At 62.0% G+C, this 18,578-nt stretch carries 16 protein-coding genes and 1 tRNA gene; 7 read left to right on the top strand and 10 right to left on the bottom strand.

The genetic code is table 11. The features are described from left to right. Positions 1 to 30: 30 nt before the first annotated feature. From trpE to fabI, 6 genes are all read right to left on the bottom strand, one after another. Complete coding sequence (gene trpE / locus FD715_RS04425) at positions 31 to 1,539, bottom strand: anthranilate synthase component I (protein WP_147105816.1); 1,509 nt, start codon at positions 1,537 to 1,539, stop codon at positions 31 to 33. Continuing rightward, entirely contained in the window at positions 1,539 to 3,386 is a 1,848-nt protein-coding gene (locus tag FD715_RS04420) for a peptidylprolyl isomerase (protein WP_147105813.1), read from the bottom strand. The genes trpE and FD715_RS04420 overlap by 1 nt, the downstream gene beginning before the upstream one ends. A 76-nt stretch (positions 3,387 to 3,462) precedes the next feature. Further along, positions 3,463 to 4,638: an aminotransferase gene (locus tag FD715_RS04415; RefSeq protein WP_147105810.1), complete on the bottom strand. Its 1,176-nt coding sequence runs from the start codon at positions 4,636 to 4,638 to the stop codon at positions 3,463 to 3,465. A gap of 81 nt (positions 4,639 to 4,719) precedes the next feature. Continuing rightward, a complete protein-coding gene (gpt, locus tag FD715_RS04410; protein WP_039686492.1) occupies positions 4,720 to 5,223 on the bottom strand; it encodes a xanthine phosphoribosyltransferase in 504 nt (167 codons plus the stop codon). 2 nt (positions 5,224 to 5,225) lie between these two features. Continuing rightward, on the bottom strand, positions 5,226 to 5,834 hold the full coding sequence (locus FD715_RS04405) for a LysE family translocator (protein WP_223274733.1): 609 nt from the start codon (positions 5,832 to 5,834) through the stop codon (positions 5,226 to 5,228). 3 nt (positions 5,835 to 5,837) lie between these two features. Then, positions 5,838 to 6,644, bottom strand: a complete 807-nt coding sequence (fabI, locus tag FD715_RS04400) for an enoyl-ACP reductase FabI (RefSeq protein ID WP_147105806.1) — start codon at positions 6,642 to 6,644, stop codon at positions 5,838 to 5,840. Between the two features lie 151 nt (positions 6,645 to 6,795). On the opposite strand from fabI, the gene pdxH reads away from it, so the two are divergent. The 4 genes from pdxH (at position 6,796) to FD715_RS04380 (ending at position 8,661) form a co-directional block, all read left to right on the top strand. Then, a complete protein-coding gene (gene pdxH, locus FD715_RS04395) occupies positions 6,796 to 7,401 on the top strand; it encodes a pyridoxamine 5'-phosphate oxidase (protein ID WP_147105803.1) in 606 nt (201 codons plus the stop codon). Between the two features lie 146 nt (positions 7,402 to 7,547). Beyond that, complete coding sequence (locus FD715_RS04390) at positions 7,548 to 8,057, top strand: cold-shock protein (RefSeq protein WP_147106703.1); 510 nt, start codon at positions 7,548 to 7,550, stop codon at positions 8,055 to 8,057. A 1-nt stretch (position 8,058) separates the two neighbouring features. After that, a complete protein-coding gene (locus FD715_RS04385; RefSeq protein ID WP_147105800.1) occupies positions 8,059 to 8,529 on the top strand; it encodes a DUF192 domain-containing protein in 471 nt (156 codons plus the stop codon). A 55-nt stretch (positions 8,530 to 8,584) separates the two neighbouring features. After that, positions 8,585 to 8,661, top strand: a tRNA-Pro gene (locus FD715_RS04380). Between the two features lie 5 nt (positions 8,662 to 8,666). Here FD715_RS04380 and FD715_RS04375 read toward each other — a convergent pair. Then, positions 8,667 to 9,122: a hypothetical protein gene (locus FD715_RS04375; protein ID WP_147105798.1), complete on the bottom strand. Its 456-nt coding sequence runs from the start codon at positions 9,120 to 9,122 to the stop codon at positions 8,667 to 8,669. 524 nt (positions 9,123 to 9,646) lie between these two features. On the opposite strand from FD715_RS04375, the gene FD715_RS04370 reads away from it, so the two are divergent. After that, a complete protein-coding gene (locus tag FD715_RS04370) occupies positions 9,647 to 13,309 on the top strand; it encodes a vitamin B12-dependent ribonucleotide reductase (protein WP_147105795.1) in 3,663 nt (1,220 codons plus the stop codon). A 329-nt stretch (positions 13,310 to 13,638) separates the two neighbouring features. On the opposite strand, the gene FD715_RS04365 is transcribed toward FD715_RS04370, so the two are convergent. After that, entirely contained in the window at positions 13,639 to 14,115 is a 477-nt protein-coding gene (locus tag FD715_RS04365; protein ID WP_147105792.1) for an RNA polymerase sigma factor, read from the bottom strand. Positions 14,116 to 14,349: 234 nt separating this feature from the next. Between FD715_RS04365 and FD715_RS04360 the strand changes: the two genes are divergently transcribed. Further along, complete coding sequence (locus tag FD715_RS04360) at positions 14,350 to 14,598, top strand: hypothetical protein (RefSeq protein WP_147105789.1); 249 nt, start codon at positions 14,350 to 14,352, stop codon at positions 14,596 to 14,598. A 219-nt stretch (positions 14,599 to 14,817) separates the two neighbouring features. Here FD715_RS04360 and FD715_RS04355 read toward each other — a convergent pair whose 3' ends face one another. After that, a complete protein-coding gene (locus FD715_RS04355) occupies positions 14,818 to 16,359 on the bottom strand; it encodes a trimethylamine methyltransferase family protein (RefSeq protein WP_147105786.1) in 1,542 nt (513 codons plus the stop codon). 392 nt (positions 16,360 to 16,751) lie between these two features. On the opposite strand from FD715_RS04355, the gene FD715_RS04350 reads away from it, so the two are divergent. After that, positions 16,752 to 17,339 carry an outer membrane protein gene (locus FD715_RS04350; RefSeq protein ID WP_147105783.1) on the top strand — a complete coding sequence of 196 codons (588 nt, stop codon included), beginning with the start codon at positions 16,752 to 16,754 and terminating at the stop codon, positions 17,337 to 17,339. Here the strand turns inward: FD715_RS04350 and FD715_RS04345 are convergent. Then, a complete protein-coding gene (locus FD715_RS04345; protein WP_147105780.1) occupies positions 17,336 to 18,514 on the bottom strand; it encodes a pyridoxal phosphate-dependent aminotransferase in 1,179 nt (392 codons plus the stop codon). The two genes, FD715_RS04350 and FD715_RS04345, sit on opposite strands and share 4 nt — an antisense overlap. Positions 18,515 to 18,578: the final 64 nt, after the last annotated feature.

The following is an 18,578-nucleotide window of genomic DNA, read 5'->3' as shown; positions in this document are numbered from 1 at the left end:
GCCATAAGCCGGACCTGACACAAGAGAGTGCTACCGGTTGCCGCCACCAAAGCGCGCCGCATCCGCAGCTGCGCGTCGGATCGCGCCCGACTTGTGCACCGTTTCCATGAACTCGGCCTCCGGATCGCTGTCATAGACAACGCCACCACCGGCCTGGATATAGAGCTTTTGATCCTGCACCACGGCCGTGCGCAGTGCGATGCACATGTCCATGTCGCCGCCCGCGCTGAAATAGCCGACACCGCCGCCATAAACGCCGCGTTTTTCCGGCTCCAACTCGTCGATGATCTCCATCGCGCGGACCTTGGGCGCGCCAGACACGGTGCCCGCAGGCATCCCGGCAAAGAACGCATCGAGTGCATCCTTGCCCTCCGCCAACTCACCCACGACGTTCGACACGATGTGCATGACGTGGCTGTAGCGCTCAACGATGAATTCCTCCGTAGGGCGGACGGTGCCGATCTTTGCCACACGGCCCACATCGTTGCGGCCCAGATCCAGAAGCATCAGGTGCTCGGCCAGTTCCTTCTTGTCGGCCAGCAGATCGGCCTCTAGCGCGCGGTCGGCTTCGGGCGTGTCCCCGCGGGGACGGGTGCCTGCAATGGGGCGGATGGTCACTTCGCTTCCGAAGACGCGCACCAGAATCTCAGGACTCGCACCCACGACCTGAAAGCCCCCGAAGTTGAAATAGAACATAAAGGGCGACGGGTTCGTCCGGCGCAGGCTGCGATACAGCGCAAAGGGCGGCTCGCGGAACTCCTGCGTCCAGCGTTGGGCGGGCACCACTTGAAAGATGTCGCCTGCCTTGATGTACTCACGGGCTTTCTCAACGGCAGCCTTGTAGCCATCCTTGGTGAAATTCGACACAGGTTCCGCCACCTCTGACGCATCACCCAGATCGCGGGTCTCAACCGGCATCGCGCGTTCCAGATCGCGCACGGCATCCATCACGCGCTCGGCGGCCTGGGCATAGGCTGCGCGGGCGGACTGGCCTTCGCTGACCCATGCGGGGGACACGACCGTTACTTCGCCCTTCACCCCGTCGAGAACAGCCACAACCGAAGGGCGCAGCATCAGCGCATCGGGCAGGCCCAGCGGGTCGGGATTCACGTCCGGAAGGCGTTCCACCAGCCGGATCATGTCATAGCCCAGATATCCGAACAGACCGGCCGCGGCTTGCGGCAGATCGTCGGGCAGGGCGATGCGGCTTTCCTCGATCAGCGCTCGAAGCGCGTCAAGCGGATTGCCAGCGATTGGTTCGAACGCATCTGCATCATATCGAGCCATGCGGTTGATCGAGGATGCCTCCCCATCGCAGCGCCAGATCAGGTCGGGCTTCATCCCGATGATGGAATAGCGTCCACGCACCTCGCCGCCGGTGACCGATTCAAGCACGAAGGCGTCCTTCTGCGCGCCCGTCAGCTTCAGCATCAGGGACACGGGCGTGTCAAGATCCGCCGCCAGACGGGTATAGACCACCTGGTTCTCGCCGGCCGCATAGGCGGCGGCAAAGCTGTCATAGTCCGGAACGAGAGCCATCAGGGGAAGTTCACATGCACGGCGTCCAGCGCCTGCTGGTTGATCTGGGTGCCTGCGCGCAGAACGACATCTTCACCGAAGATGTTGAAAATCTCGCCCGCCATGATCTGGCCCAACTCGGCGCTCAGGGCTTCGGTTTCGGCCTGCACCTCTGGGGTATCTTCCGCGGGATTGATCGCATCGAGGCGCACCACAAGTACGGCGCCGTATCCTGGAATGATGCGTACATCGCCCGGGTCCATCTCGAACACGGAGGTCATGAATTCGGGCGGCGTCCCTTGCACAAAAGCACCGCGGTCCAGTTCGGTTTCTACAATCGAATCAAGGGACTGGCTGGCGAAGCTTTCGCCTGCCTCAAGCGCAGGGAGGAGGGCTTCGGCTTTATCGGTCAAGCGGGCTTCGCTCTGCTCGGCTTCCCAGTTGCCCTGTACGTTCAGCTTCGCCTCTTCAAAGGGCGCGGGACGCGGCGGCAGCAAGTCGTCCATGCGCATGGCAAAGATGCCGCCTTCGTCGAGTTGCACGATTTCGGGAAAGTCATCCTGGGTTAGTTCCACGGCCGCGTCGCGGAACCCGTCATAGGCGGCAATCCCTTCGCCAAGGGCCGGGTACCAGTCGATGGTGCCCAGTTGCATATCGGTTTCGGCATCCAGTTCCTCGAGCGTCGCGCCACCGGCCAGCAGGTTGTCGAACTCTTCGGCCAACACCGCGATCTGACGCCGTGCGGCGTCCATGGACAGCTCTTGCTGCAATTGCGGTCTGGCCTCTTCAAAGCTGACGGTTTGTGCAGGCAGCACGGCGTTCACGCGGAAAAGGGCGGGCCCTAGCGATGAAGGGAGCGGACCAACGACATCGCCGACAGCGGCGCCAAACACGGCTTCGCCTGCTGCATCCAGTTCAAGCCGCGTGACATCGCCCATGTCGACATCACCCAACTCCAGCCCGCGTTCTGCGACCAGCGCCTCGAACGTGGTGCCATCGACCTCAAGCTGTGCTGCGGCGCGGTCAGCCGCCTCGGGATCGAGATAGACAAGCCGCTCGACCAGGCGGCGTTCAGGCTGGTTGTATTGATCGGCCCGCGCATCGTATTCGGCGCGCAATGTCTCCTCCTCGACCTCCATCGAGTCGAGGATCATGTCCGGCAGCAACACCGCATAGGTGATGCGTTTTGTTTCGGGCAGTTCGTAGTCGCCGAGGTTTTCCTCGTAGTAAGCGCGCAGCACCTCATCCGATGGGTCAGGCAGATCGGTTTCCAGATCGGCCTGGCCCAGGCGGACCCATGTGAAATCGCGTGTTTCGCCGAGGAAAGACACCAGCGTCCGCGCATAGGTGTCGGGCATCTGCATGCCTGCTACGATGGCGCCCTGGAGGATCGAGCGGGATACTTCCTCGCGCAGCGTTGTTTCGAATTCGGCCTCGCTGGTGCCCTGCTGGTCGAGGGCAAACCGGTAGGCATCGCGGTCGAACGTGCCGTCAAGACCGCGGAAAGCCGGAATGTTCAGGATCTCGTCGCGGATCACCTCGTCACCCACGCTCAGCCCCATCTCGCCCGCCTCGTGATCCAGCGCACGAGCGCGCACCAGTTGTGACAGCACCGCCTGATCGAGGCCAATGGCCTGCGCGCGGGCGAAGGTGAGCGGCGTGCCCGTCTGTTGTCCCACCGCCTGCATCTCGCGCTGGAGCGTGTTGGCGTAGGTTTGCACGTCGATATGCTTGTCGCCGACCTTGCCCACGGTGCGGATCGTGCCGCCGAGCCCATCAAGGCCAAAGCCCAGGCTCAGGCCCACAAACAGCAGGCCCAAAAGGATCCAGACAGCGATTTTCGAGATGGAAGTCTTGCCCTGAGCCATGTGCGCCTTCTTGCGGGTTTTGTTGCGTTTGGAGATGTCTAACGGCCCCGCCAGATACGGGCAAGGCCGGTTGAGGTCAGAGCGTCAGCGCTGACAGCCTTGTGTAAAGGGCAGCAATGCCATCGGCATCAAGATTGGCAAAGGCGATGCGCAGTTGCGCCCGACCTTCAGCAGCGCCGTCCGGCCAGAACATGGTGCCCGGCAGGCACAGGATACCAGCCTCTGTGACAAGGCGCGGCGCAAGGTCGGCCGAGGAGATGTCAAACGGATGCCGCATATAGGCGAAATACGCGCCCAGTCCCATCAACTGCCATCCCCTGTCGGCCAGCACCGGGAAGCCATCGGTAATGGCCTGTCTGCGCGCCAGAATTTCGTCGCGCTCGCCCGCGACCCACTGGCCGAGGTTTTCCAACCCCCAAAGGGCGGCATATTGGCCGATCTGGCCCGGACAAATCGCAACGGTGTCCAGAAATTTCTCCGCCTCCGCCAGCCGGGCTGGCGATGTCACCAGCGCACCCACACGGTGGCCGGTCAGCCGATACGCCTTGGAAAAGGAGTACAGGTGGACGAATGTCTGATCCCACCCGTCCTGTTGAAACAGCGCGTGGGGCGGCCCGTTGCGGCTGTCAAAATCGCGATAGGTTTCATCGACGATCAACGCGATGCCATGCGACTTCGCCAATTCATAGAACGCCAGAACCAGAGCGTCCGGATATTCGACCCCGGCGGGGTTGTTGGGCGTCACAAGCGCGATGGCCCGCGTCTTGTGGGTGATCAGGGCCTTGGCCACTGTCACATCCGGCAGCATCCCGGCCCCAACGGGCAGCGGGACCGAGGTCACACCGGCCATATCCAGCCACATCTTGTGATTGAAGTACCACGGCGTGGGCAGGATCAACTCGTTCCCTTCATCGCATAGTGTCGCGATGGCAGCGGCAAAAGCCTGGTTGCAGCCCGAGGTGACGGCGACGTTTTCAGCCGCGGTCATAGCGTCATAGTGCCGGTTGATCTGCTCTGACAGACCGGCGCGCAGCGCGGGCATCCCCAGAACCGGGCCATAGAGATGCGCGTCATCGCGGGTCAGCGCGGCGTCGGCCATCGCCTGGCGCAACGCATCGGGCGGGGGATCGACCGGTGCCGCCTGGCTGACGTTGATCAGCGGGCGATCAGGCGGAAAGGTGACACCATCAATCCAGCGCCGCGCCTCCATCACCGGCGGGGCAAAGGTTGATGCGGTGCGCGTCATGGTCATCGGATCGCTCACTTTGAAAACGCCGGAGCCTCCGGCGGGGATTTTTTGGAAACAGGGAAGGGTGGACCGTGCCGCGCCGGGTCAGTCCTTGCCGCGATACGGCTCAACATATTGCAGGGCCATGTCCCAGGGGAAGAAGATCCATGTGTCTTGGCTGACACCGGTGATGAACGTGTCCACCATCGGCTCGCCCTTTGGCTTGGCATAGACGGTGGCAAAGTGGGCCTTGGGGTAGAGGTCGCGGACGACTTCGAGCGTGCGGCCAGAATCCACCAGATCGTCGATGATCAGGATGCCGGTGCCGTCGCCCATCAGGTCCGCATCGGGCGCTTTGAGCACCTCGACTTCGCCCTGGCTTTGGTGGTGGTAGGACTTCACACTGATCGTGTCGACGGTGCGGATGTCTAACTCTCGACTGACGATCATGGCCGGGGCCATGCCGCCACGGGTGATGGCCACCACGGCACGCCAGGCTCCGTTGTCCGGTCCCTGACCATCCAGGCGCCAGGCCAGCGCACGGCTGTCGCGGTGGATCTGGTCCCAGCTGATGTGAAAGCCTTTTTCGTGGGGGAGGCGGTCTGCCATGGTTACTTCTCCAGGATCAGGCGCAGGCCAAGTGCGCCCAGCAGGGTGGCCGCGATGCGGTCAAATATGGGTTTCAGGCTGACATAACCGCGCCGCACATGCGGTGTGCTGAGCGCAAGCGACAGGCAAGTATAGAAGATGAGTTCGAGCGCCCAGTGGTTCAGCACGATGACCGCGATGTCGGCGGGGGCCAGCCCCTTGGGAAAGACCACCACGATCACGGCAGCGGCAAAGAGCATGGATTTGGGATTGCCGAAGTTCAGAAGCATCCCTGACAGAATGGCACGTCCCCGCGCGATGGGCGCTTCGCCCATTGGATCACGGGCATGGCGCCATGTCTGAATAGCGATCCAGATCAGGTAGAGCGCGCCACCGATCTTCAGCGCTGTGTAGGTCCATGGAAAAAGGGTAAAGACCGCTTCCAGGCCCAAAAGTGCCGCGAGCGTCCACATCGCGGCAGCCGTGCCAAGACCGATGCCCGTCGCAATGCCTGCACCGCGTCCTCCGGTCACCGTTGCACGGGTGATGAACAGCATCGCAGCCCCCGGCGACACAAGGGCCGCAAGCAATACGGTGTTGAAGGCGATCAGCTCTGCAACGGTCAGCGACATCGATCAGCCTTTCGAGATGTCGGGCGCGTCCACCGCTTTCATACCCACCACATGGTAGCCCGCATCCACATGCAGGTTCTCACCGGTGGTGCCCGAACCCAGATCGCTCAGAAGATACAGCGCCGACTTGCCCACATCGTTGATGGTCACGTTGCGGCGCAGGGGTGAGTTGTACTCGTTCCACTTCATGATGTAGCGGAAATCGCCTATGCCCGAGGCGGCCAGTGTCTTGATCGGGCCCGCGCTGATGGCGTTGACGCGAATGCCGTCCTTGCCCAGATCCTCGGCCAGATACTTGACCGACGCCTCAAGGGCGGCCTTCGCCACACCCATGACGTTGTAATGCGGCATGACCTGCTCGGCGCCGTAGTAGGTGAGGGTCAGCGCACTCGCGCCTTCGCTCATCATCTTCTCGGCGCGCTGCATCACGGCGGTAAAGGAATAGACCGAAATATCCATGGTCAGGGCAAAGTTGCCGCGTGTCGTGTCAACATAACGGCCCCGCAACTCGTTCTTGTCGGAAAACCCAATGGCATGGACAATAAAATCCAACCCGTCCCACCGCTCTTTCAAGCTGTTGAACAGGGCGTCGATGGACGCCTCATCGCCAACATCACAGGGCAACACAATATCACTGCCAAGCTGGGCGGCCAGCGGATCAACCCGCTTTTTCAAAGCGTCGCCCTGGTAGGAAAAGGCAAGTTCCGCGCCAGCCTCGCGCAGGGTGCGCGCAATGCCCCAGGCGATGGATTTGTCATTGGCAAGGCCCATGATCAGACCCCGCTTGCCCGTCATCAGACCGTTCGCCATGTCACTGCCCATCCCGTACCCCACTTTCGGCCGTGTCGTCTGGCGGCCAGCTTTAGGCCATTGCCACAGACGCATCAAGAGAGGCACGCGCGGTTGCCCCTTGATCCGGCGACCGCTAGCTGTTTGGTATAGATCGAAAAAGGGGACTAGTATGGCAGATCGGGATGGTAAGTTTGCAGGGGACAACCCGTTTGATATCGTACGCGCTTGGATGGCGGAGGCGGAAGCGGCTGAGTTGAACGATTACAATGCCATCGCCCTGAGTACGGTGGATGCCGATGGTCTGCCCAATGCCCGCATGGTCCTGCTGAAAGAGGTCGAGGACAACGCCTTCGTTTTCTATACAAATTATACCAGCGCCAAAGCGGCGGAACTGGACCAGGCAGGCAAGGCGGCGTTTTTGCTGCACTGGAAATCACTGCGGAGGCAGGTGCGTGTCCGCGGGCTGGTCGAAAAGGAAGAGGGGCCGCAAGCCGACGCCTACTATGCGTCGCGGTCGCTGAAATCCCGGCTTGGCGCTTGGGCCTCGGACCAGAGCGCACCCCTCGACAGCCGCGCCAGCCTGATGGCCAAAGTGGCCAAGGTGACGGCGCGCGAGGGGACAAATCCGGCCCGCCCACCATTCTGGGGCGGCTACCGGATCACACCGGTCGAGATCGAGTTTTGGGCCGACGGTGCCTTCCGGCTGCATGATCGGTTCCGCTGGAGGCGTGAAAATGCCGCCTCGGATTGGTCAATCACACGTCTAAACCCTTGAATTTCACGTCACGTGAAATGTAAGATGCTGAAAATTAATCAATATTTCGTACTTGAATTTGGCTGTCGAAATGGCGCAAGTCTTGGGGGCGGCAAAAAGCACTTAAAGAAAGACAAGTCGTGTCAGAACACTCATCAGATACGGACATGGTCACTGGAACGGTGAAGTGGTTCGATCCCGTCAAGGGATTCGGCTTCATCGTGGCGAGTTCTGGCGGTCCGGACATCCTGTTGCATGTAAACGTGCTGCGCAATTTCGGACAATCCTCGGTTGCGGATGGAGCCAATGTGGATGTGCGGATCCAGCACACCGAACGGGGCGTGCAAGCGGTCGAGGTGCTATCCATCACGCCGCCAACCCATACGGAATCGTCGTCCCTGACCGATCTGGCGCACATGGATGCGACCGCCGTCGCTGATGCGCCGCTTCAGCCCGGGCGCGTGAAGTGGTTTGATAAGGGAAAGGGTTTTGGCTTTGCCAATGTGTTCGGCAGCAGCGAAGACGTTTTCCTGCATGTCGAGGTGCTGCGCCGATCCGGCCTGTCGGATCTGCAACCGGGCGAAGCGCTGGCGCTGCGGGTGATCGAGGGCAAACGCGGCCATATGGCAGCCGAAGTCCTCGCCTGGGAAGCGGCTCTGCCCAAGGAAGAGGCATAGGATGCGCGCGCTGCGCGCTGCTCTTGCATGGCTGGCATTTGTGCTCAGCGTTCAAGGTGTTGTCGCGCAGTGTTCTGAAAATACGGTCTGGCTTCGCGGTGAGTTCGGCGAGGCTCGATTCACGGTCGAGCTTGCCGATACGCAGCGTAGCCGCGCTATTGGTTTGATGAATCGCCCCTCCATGCCATCGGGCGAGGGGATGCTGTTCATCTACCCGCGCCCTCGCGCGTTGTCCTTCTGGATGCGGAATACATTGATTCCGCTTGATATGCTTTTTGTCGACCCGACAGGCACCGTCATCCATATCCACCACGAGGCGATCCCGCTGGATGAAACGCCGATCTTCGGCGGTGAGGGCCTGACGCATGTGCTTGAAATCAACGGCGGGCTGTCGCGGATGCTGGGGATAGGAGAGGGTGCGCAGCTGCGTCACCCCAGCTTTGACCAGAATAACGCAGTGTGGCCGTGCTGATCGTGCGCTTTGGGCTTTTCAATTCGAAACGCGCCGTCTAAGACAGCGCCACGGTCGGAGCGTGGCGCAGCCTGGTAGCGCACCTGTTTTGGGTACAGGGGGTCGGAGGTTCGAATCCTCTCGCTCCGACCAGTTTCCTAACTGTCGGCAACCCCGCCTGTGGCGATCAGCAGCTGATCCATCAACTGATCCAGTGCCCGCTGCCTGATATAGATGCGCCGCGGATTGCCGGATTTTTGCACCACCTCTGCAAAATAGGACAGCTCGACGACATAGGCCTCGTCGTCACGGTCCGTTTCCTTTTGCACAACCAGCGTCGGCGCCTCCAACGCGCCATCATATCTCAGCAGTAAGAACGCGGCTACGTCCGGCGGCGGCAGGATCCGGCACTGAACAACGGACCGGGATACATTGCGCAATTCGTCGCCCGGTGCGTTGCAAGAGGATCGGAACGCATCGTCTAACGGTGACGGATTCGCAGCAAAGGTGGCTCGCCTCACGGGCAGGTCTTGTTCATCTGTCACCACAGTTTCTACATATTGTGGTGCGCAGGCGCTGAGTGCGACGGCAAAGCAGGCTATGATCGGTCGCATTTCAGGCCTCATGTCAGGGACAATCAGACATCACCACATTTTCCGCAGCGCGGCAAAACGTTTCTAACGTTGCGGGTGTTAACCTGTGGATAACTTAAGGTGAAGCATCCACAGATTGGCCTAAACCGCACCGATACAGGTGATTTTCTGGTCCGCGCCTTGGGATGGTTTTTCTTGCGTGCTGTGTGGCGTTAACGAAGTGAATCGGCTGGCCGTGTCGGCTATCCCGCATGCGGCTCGGGTCAAGAAAAAAGATGTCAAAAAACTTTTAAAATGTCGTTGACGTGCCCCCTGCAGATACGTCACCTTGTGCGGGCCGGGCGATGCACCACAACATTTAGTGGTTAACACTAGGGGCGCATCGCCGGGCACGAGGGACAGACTCAACCGCGCCACATGCTGAAAGCGAACCCGATATTCGGGTCCGTGCGGGAGTGTTTTGCCACCGTGTCGGCATAACGAAGTTGGGGACCTGCAACGTCAGGCACCCGTCATGGAACACCAGCTGGGAATGAGGCAGCGCGATGAAAATTGAAAGACAGTTCACCAAAGCCGGTCAGGACGCCTACGCGGACCTAGATTTCGTGACCACCGCGTCCGAAATCCGCAATCCTGACGGCACCGTGGTGTTCCGTTTGGACGAAGTGGAAGTGCCGGGCACCTGGAGCCAAGTCGCAAGCGACGTCATCGCGCAGAAATACTTCCGCAAGGCGGGCGTGCCCTCCAAGCTGCAAAAGGTCGAAGAAGCAGACGTGCCCGAGTTCCTGTGGCGCTCCGAAGCCGCCAAAGGCGCGGAAATGGGTGGCGAAACGTCGTCCAAGCAGGTCTTTGACCGCCTCGCAGGCGCATGGGCGTACTGGGGCTGGAAGGGTGGCTACTTCTCGACTGAAGAAGACGCACGCGCATACTACGACGAAATGCGTCACATGCTGGCGACCCAACGCGCGGCACCCAACAGCCCGCAATGGTTCAACACCGGTTTGCACTGGGCCTACGGCATCGACGGCCCGGCCCAAGGGCACCACTATGTCGACTACAAGACCGGCAAGCTGACCAAATCCAAATCCTCCTACGAACACCCGCAGCCCCACGCCTGCTTCATCCAGTCGGTCGAAGATGACCTGGTGAACGACGGCGGCATCATGGACCTCTGGGTGCGCGAGGCGCGCCTGTTCAAATACGGCTCCGGCACCGGAACCAACTTCTCCAGCTTGCGCGGCGAGGGCGAGAAGCTGTCAGGCGGAGGCAAGTCGTCGGGCCTGATGGGCTTCCTCAAAATCGGTGACCGCGCAGCGGGCGCCATCAAGTCGGGCGGCACCACCCGCCGCGCGGCCAAGATGGTGATCGTTGATGCAGATCACCCGGATATCGAAGACTTCATCAACTGGAAGGTCATCGAAGAGCAGAAAGTGGCGTCCATCGTCGCAGGCTCCAAGATGCACGAGGAAAAGCTGAACGGCATCTTTGAAGCCATCGGCACATGGGACGGCGCCGAAGCGGACGCCTACGATCCCAACAAAAACAATGCGTTGAAGGCGGCAGTGAAAGCAGCCAAGCAGGTTGCGATCCCCGAAACCTACATCAAGCGTGTTTTGGATTACGCCCGCCAGGGTCACACCAGCATCGAGTTCCCGACCTACGACACCGACTGGGACTCCGAAGCGTATAGCTCGGTCTCCGGTCAGAACTCGAACAACTCGATCCGCGTGACCAACGCCTTTCTGACGGCTGTTGAAAAAGACGCTGATTGGGAACTGATCTCCCGCGTTGACGGCACCGTAACCAAGACGGTCAAGGCGCGCGATCTGTGGGAGCAGGTGGGCCACGCCGCATGGGCCTGCGCCGACCCGGGCATCCAGTACCACGACACCGTGAACGACTGGCACACATGCCCCGAAGATGGCGCAATCCGCGGCTCCAACCCATGCTCCGAATATATGTTCCTCGACGACACGGCCTGTAACCTGGCGTCGATGAACCTGCTGACCTTCCTCAAGGACGGCCAGTTCCAGGTCGAGGATTACATGCACGCGGCCCGTCTCTGGACCGTCACGCTGGAAATCTCGGTGATGATGGCGCAGTTCCCGTCCAAGGAAATCGCCCAACGCTCCTACGACTTCCGTACACTGGGCCTCGGCTATGCAAACATCGGCGGTCTGCTGATGAACATGGGCCACGGCTATGACAGTGACGAGGGCCGCGCGCTTTGCGGTGCGCTGACCGCGATCATGACGGGCGTGTCCTACGCCACAAGCGCCGAAATGGCGGGTGAGTTGGGGCCGTTCCCCGGCTACAAGAAAAACGCCGACCACATGCTTCGTGTGATGCGCAACCACCGCAACGCGGCTTATGGCGCCACCGAAGGGTATGAAAAGCTGGCGGTGAAACCTGTCGCGCTCGACCACGCCAACTGCCCCGATCCTCGCCTGATCGACGTTGCCATGTCCACATGGGACGAGGCGCTGAAGCTGGGCGAGGCCAACGGCTACCGCAACGCGCAATCCACCGTGATCGCACCTACGGGCACCATCGGTTTGGTGATGGACTGCGACACCACAGGGATCGAGCCGGACTTCGCCCTTGTGAAGTTCAAGAAGCTGGCCGGTGGCGGCTACTTCAAGATCATCAACCGCTCGGTGCCAGCCGCCCTCGAAAACCTCGGCTACGGCTCGGCCCATATCGAAGAGATCGTCAGCTACGCGGTGGGCCACGGCTCCATCGGCAACGCACCGGCGATCAACCACACCACGCTGGCGGGCCACGGCTTTGGCGCCAATGAGCTGGCGAAAGTGGACGCCGCGCTGGAAAGCGCTTTCGACATCCGCTTCGTCTTCAACCAGTGGACACTGGGCGAAGAGTTCTGCACCGGCGTGCTGGGCATCCCGGCGGCCAAGCTGAACGACCCGACCTTCGACCTGCTGAAGCATCTCGGCTACGCCAAGGCCGACATCGACGCCGCGAACGACCACGTCTGCGGAACGATGACGCTGGAAGGCGCGCCGCACCTGAAGGAAGAGCACTACCACATCTTCGACTGCGCCAACCCGTGCGGCAAGAAAGGCAAGCGTTTCCTGAGCGTTGACAGCCACATCACGATGATGGCCGCGGCACAGTCCTTCATCTCTGGTGCGATCTCGAAAACGATCAACATGCCCAACGATGCAACCATCGAGGACTGCCAACGCGCTTACGAGTTGTCGTGGTCGCTGGGGGTGAAGGCGAACGCGCTCTACCGTGACGGCTCGAAACTCTCGCAGCCTCTGGCCGCAGCGCTGGTCGAGGACGACGAGGACGCACAGGAGGTTCTGGAAAGCGGTGCACCCGCTGAAAAGGCCGCCGTGCTGGCCGAAAAGATCGTCGAGAAGATCGTGGTCAAGGAAATCGTCCGCAGCCACCGCGAGAAGATGCCTCAGCGTCGCAAGGGCTACACCCAGAAAGCCATCGTGGGCGGCCACAAGGTGTACCTGCGGACAGGCGAGTATGAGGACGGCAACCTCGGTGAGATCTTCATCGACATGCACAAGGAAGGCGCGGGTTTCCGTGCGATGATGAACAACTTCGCCATCGCCGTCTCCGTAGGCCTGCAATACGGTGTGCCGCTTGAGGAGTTCGTGGATGCCTTCACCTTCACCAAGTTCGAACCGGCGGGCATGGTGCAGGGCAATGACAGCATCAAGAACGCGACCTCGATCCTGGACTACGTGTTCCGCGAACTGGCTGTGTCCTATCTCGATCGCACGGACCTTGCGCATGTGAAACCCGAAGGGGCGACTTTCGACACCATCGGTCGGGGCGAGGAAGAGGGCGTGTCCAACGTCTCCGAACTGTCCGAGACCGCAGCCTCGAAGTCACTGGAAGTGCTGAAGCAGATCAGCTCGACCGGCTACCTCCGCAAGCGCCTGCCCCAGGACCTGGTGGTTTTGCAGGGCGGCATGGCCGAAACGACGTCCATGGACGCCGAAGTGGCCCTGCAGACCCTCGTGCCCGAAGTGGCAGCAGGTGGTGGCGCAGCGGCCGTATCGACGACGACTGTATCGGCCGCGGCAGTGACCATGGACGCACGGACCAAGGCCAAGATGCAGGGCTACGAAGGCGAAGCCTGTGGCGAATGCGGCAACTACACGCTGGTGCGCAATGGCACCTGCATGAAGTGCAACACCTGCGGCGCGACGTCCGGGTGTAGCTAACCGAGTTACGCATCCCGGAGAAGGGGTGCGAGGGGGCCGGGTTGGCACGCCGGGCCGGCTCCCGACGAGACGGGTGGGGCGGACGTTTGCTCCTCCCACCTTTTGAGGAGGCAGAGAGATCTGTCTCTGACACACGGGGCGGGTGCGCTCGCCCCCGACGACGTGCAGGCCGCAGGCAGAAAAGTACCGGGCGGTTAACATATTGAGCCTGTACGGCGAAACTATCAGGGGGGCCTTTCGGTCCCCCTTTTTTCGTCGCGGTGGTGCGGCGTGCGCTCTCTTTGCGGTGCAAATTCGCCCACCCACCGACCCTGACACGGGCGCTACGTCTAGGTGTCGTCCGCCAAGTCCAACCGCAGCTTTGCCCGTGCGCGGGCCAGCCGCGACATGACCGTGCCCAATGGCAGACCGGTTGCATCCGACAGTGCGCGGGGTGAGGTCTCGCCCGACACCACCAGATCCATCAACTGGCGCTGCGGTTTTGGCAGCCGTTCAATCGCCGCGAGCGTGTCCGCGCAGTCAAGGCGCAACAGCGCATCGGGTTCGGTGAGGGCGTGGTCTTCCTCCAATTCATCCGTGGCCTGCGTCCGCCAGTTTCGGCGCGCGCGGTTCGACAGGGTCCGCATTGCATAAGCTGACAGATCGTCGATCTGGGTGCCGTCGCGCAGCCGCTGGCACAGGCTCAGCAGGGTGTCTTGCACCAGATCTTCGGCTTCGGCCCGGGTGCGGGACAACCTGCGCGCCCGACGTGTCAGCACGGGGATCAGCGGCACAAGGCGGCGGGGAGCGGTCGGGCGCTGTGTCATGCGACATAGGCTGGGCGCTGCGGGATCGCTTGACCACCCCGGGGGTTTTCGCCGACTGCCCGGCACCACCCTTTTTGGGCAGCCCGCCGCCCATCCCCGCGGCCCGGATCGGCAGCCGGTCGCGCGATCCGCACCTGCAGCCCAAGCAGGGGATGCAAAGCGGCAGAACACGCTCAATCTGTATGAAGGCGCCCGGACGCGCCGCTCAATACTTCAACTGAGCAGGAGTTCAAAATGAAGACGATTGCTTTCCTGACCTGTGTCGCAGCGCTGAGCCTTCCCACGTTTGCCCTGGCCGAGATCTCCCCCGATCTCGATACTGATGCAGACGGCGTGCTGACCATTGACGAGGTGCAAGCGAGCTTTCCCGAAGTCACATCGGACGGTTTCTCTGCGATGGATTTGAATGCCGACGGTGTCCTCGACGAGGACGAAGTGGACGCCGCCCAGGAAGCGGGCCTGATGCCGCCCACCGAAAGCTGATCCGAACACCCGGCTTTTGCTGCGTGTTGTAACGTCCGCGCGGTAAAAAGGTGGGAGTGTGGGGTCCGGTCTCCCCCCAGGGGCCGGGCCCCTTTTTTTGTGTGCGTTTGTGCTTTTTCGCGTTGATGTTGGGCTGCTTGGCCAGTCGGCCCTTCGGGGAGGATTTTTCTAAAACAGGGAAGGGGCGGCGGCGGGCGCCCCGCCCCCCCTTGTCAGCAGTCACATCGGTGGCAGGTGGATTGCGAATTTGGCGCGGATCTCTGCATCCAGTGCCGGATCGAACGCGGCGGCGGGGCGTGAGGCGAGGATTTGCTCCTTGCGCGCGGTGGCCTTGGCGACAAGATCAGGTTTGTCCTGTTCGGCCCATTCCTTAGGTGAAGTGCGGTCACCAAAGGTGGGGTAGACGCAATCAGACTGCATCCGCGACAGGGTTTGTTCCGTGCCCAGATAGTGGCCCGGGCCGCCCATGCAGACCTGTGCGATCTGATCCAGCGCAAGGGTTTCATCCGTCACCTCGATCCCGCGGGTGCAGCGCAGGGCCTGGCCGATGATGTCGTCGCCCAGGATCAGGCTCTCGTGGCAGAAGCCCAGAAGAGAGGCATGCATGCCAGCGGCCTCGTAGACCATGTTCAGCCCCGAGAGTCCTGCCATGACATTGGAACACATCTGTTCCCAGCCTGCCTGCATGTCCGGCAATTTGCTGTCCGATGCCCCCGCCGCGGCACCGCCCGGCAGGTCGTAGAACCGGTGCATCTGCGCGCAGCCCGCCGTCAACAGCGCCTGTTCGCCCGATCCGATGGACATGGCCCCCGTGCGCAGATCGAGGCCGAAGGGCCAGGTGCCGAAGATTGCGGGCGCGCCCGGTTGGACGGCGTTGACATAGACGAGCCCCGCGAGGCATTCGGCCACCGCCTGAACGATGGCGCCTGCGATGGTCGAAGGCGCCGTGGCCCCCGACATGCCCGCCGACAAAAGCAGGACCGGCAGGCCAGCGTTGATGCACGCCTCCATCACCTGACAGGATTCGGAGGCGAATTTCATCGGCGGCACGACGAAACAATTGGAGTTTGACATGAATGGGCGCGCCCGCCAGGCCGCTTCGCCGCCTACAATCATGTGCAGCATCTCTACCGCTGGCGTGACGCATTGCGGCTCCGAAAAGCTCATCCCGATATGCTTGGTTGTGCCTGCAGTGCAGGCGTAGACCGCGTTATACTCGCTTTCGACCATGTCGGGGATGTCGCGGCAGACCATGGGGCGTTGGCAGAAATGGATGTTGTCAAGCACGTCGCAGATACGGGCGGCGTCATGCAGGTCCTGCACGGTGCTTTCGCGGTAGCTGCGTCCGTCGACATCAACGAGATGCACTGCGGCGCCTGCAGTGCCGTAATGCACACGGGCGCCGCTGAGTTCGAGGTCATGTTTGCCGTCGCGGCTGCACAGGGTGATGGCGCGGTTTGCCTGTGCCAACGTGTCTTCGACCAGCGCGCGCGGGAACCGGATACGTCCATCCGCGCCCTCTATGGCACCCGCCCCGGTCAGGTAAGCCACGCCCGAAGGCGGTGCGTCTGCGAGGCCAATGGTTTCAAGCGCGTCGAGGGCTGCGCTGTGGATCCGAGCCACCTCTGCCTCGGTCATTGGGTTGTATCGCCCACCGGTCAGGCCGGGGCGGATGGGGCGCAGGTGGTCGGGCAGGGCGGCAGCACGGGCTGCACGTCGTGCCGCGCGCCCGCCGGAGCGGGAAGGGGTTTGGTCATTCATGTCATTGGGTCCGCAGATCAGTGTGGCGTGGGAAGAGGCATGTCGTGGACCGCCCCTGGACGCCCGCGCGCCGCGCGTCCGCGCTCGGCCCCAATGGTGCGTGTCACCAGTCTGATCTTGCTGAAGGCACCCTGCACGCTGCGCGTTTCCCCCCGATCCGCGAATGTTTCAGTCTGTCGTTCGCTCACACTTTTCTGTGCAAATTGCCGCTTGTCTTGTCTGTTTGCGACAGGCGCACGCGGCTTGCCGCTGCCTCCTTTCGTGGGTTTGAGCGGTCTGCTGCGCAAGCACGCGACTGTGATCGACCGGGTCTGGAACAACAGGCTGATGTTGCCACTTGTACTTCGGGAGGTGCGTAAACCGTGCCTTGAAGACACAAAAGGAGCAGACTTATGAAGACGCGCATTCTTGCGATTGGCCTGGCCGCAGCGCTGGCCAGCCCCGCCCTGGCAGGCAGCCTTGAGCCTCCCGCGCCAGAGCCTGCGGCACCGGCCCCGCTGCCGCCCGCACCTGTGCAGTCGTTTGGTGGTGACTGGACCGGCGGCTACGCCGGTGTGCAACTGGGCTATGGCGATGTGGACGCAACGGGCGCCGCCGATGGGGACGATTTCCTCTACGGTGCGCATCTGGGTTACCGCTATGACTTTGGTACCTTCGTGCTGGGCGGTGAACTCGACTATGACTTCGCCGATATCGACCTGAACGGTGCCGCCGAGGTGGACAGCGTGGCCCGCCTGAAACTTCAGGCCGGGTATGACTTCGGGCGCACGCTTGGGTACTTTACCGCAGGTGTTGCCGATCTTGATACATCGCTGGGCAGCGAGACCGGTGAGTTCTATGGCATCGGTGTCGCCTACCAGATCAACGACCGCTACACCGTGGGTGCCGAACTTCTGGATCACAACTTTGACGACATTGGTGGGACCGGCGTCGAAGCAGATGCAACAACACTGACCGTGCGCGGTTCGATCCGGTTCTAAGCGGCGCGCGCGCGCGCTTCGGCAAAGTCCGCGAGCGTCCGCAGTGCTTGTTCAAAAGCCGCGTCGTCGATGGTCATCGCGACGCGGACATGCCCGGCGGCAGCTTGTCCAAAGCTCTCGCCTGGCATCACTGCGATGTGGTGATGGTCGAGGAGCGCATTGGCGAAGTCATCGCCGGTCAATCCCGTAGCCCGGATGTCCAGCATCAAGTACATTGCCCCTTGCGCGGGGATCATCCCGATAGTGTTCCGCGACCCGAGCACCCGCTGCGCGATTGCCCGGCGGCGCAGGAACGGTGCGGCAACCTCCGCCTCGAATGCGGGGCCCTGACCCAAGGCAAAGACGGATGCGTCCTGGATAAAGCCGGGCACGCCGTAGGTCGTATGGGTTGCAAATGTGATCAGGTGGCCGATGACCTCTTCCGGCCCGACGATCCAACCGCATCGCGATCCAGTCATGGCATGGCTTTTCGACATGGACCCTACCACGAGCGTGAGGGCGGCCATGTCAGGTAGGGCGCGGGGCGACAGATGCGCGCCTTCCCACACCTGGGTGTCGTACACCTCGTCCGAGATTAGCCATAGATCGTGATCCATGCAGACCTGCGCGATGCCCTCCAGTGTGGCGCGGGAATAGACTGTGCCCGTGGGGTTGTTGGGCGAGTTGATCAGCAGGCTGCGCGCACCAGATGCGCGAGCGTCGATATCGGCGGCGCGGGGCTGAAACGCATCCTCGGCCCGTGTGATGATCGCCTGCGGCACGGCGGACACGCCCCTGATCGTACCGGGATAGGTGGCATAGTATGGGTCCAGGTAAAGCGCCGTATCGCCCGGATCACAAGCCGCGGCGTGCGCGGCAAAGAGTGCAGCCTGCCCGCCAGGGGTGATCAGCACATTGTCACGTGTGGTGTGCACGCCGGTACGCGCGGTGGTGCGTTCGGCCACCATGTCGCGCAGCGCATCGGTGCCGGGCACCATGGCATAGCCCGTGTGCCCGCCCATGGCACTGCGGTGCATGTCCTGCAGGATGGGGGCGGCGGTGCGGATGTCATGCTCGCCAATGGTGAGTTCAGTCACGGGTGTGCCCGCGGCAATCATCTTGCGTGCTTTGATGAACACATCCCAGCCATCCGATCCGCCGCCGGTCAGGGTTTGCATCCGTTGGGACAGGGTCATGCGCGCGCTCCTTGGCAGGTGGTGGCGCCAAGGGGACAGAGGGGGTGAGGGATGTCAACACGAT

It is taken from the genome of Tateyamaria sp. syn59 (genome assembly GCF_007995245.1).
Lineage (GTDB): Bacteria > Pseudomonadota > Alphaproteobacteria > Rhodobacterales > Rhodobacteraceae > Tateyamaria.
This window is presented reverse-complemented; position numbering and strand designations above follow the sequence as displayed.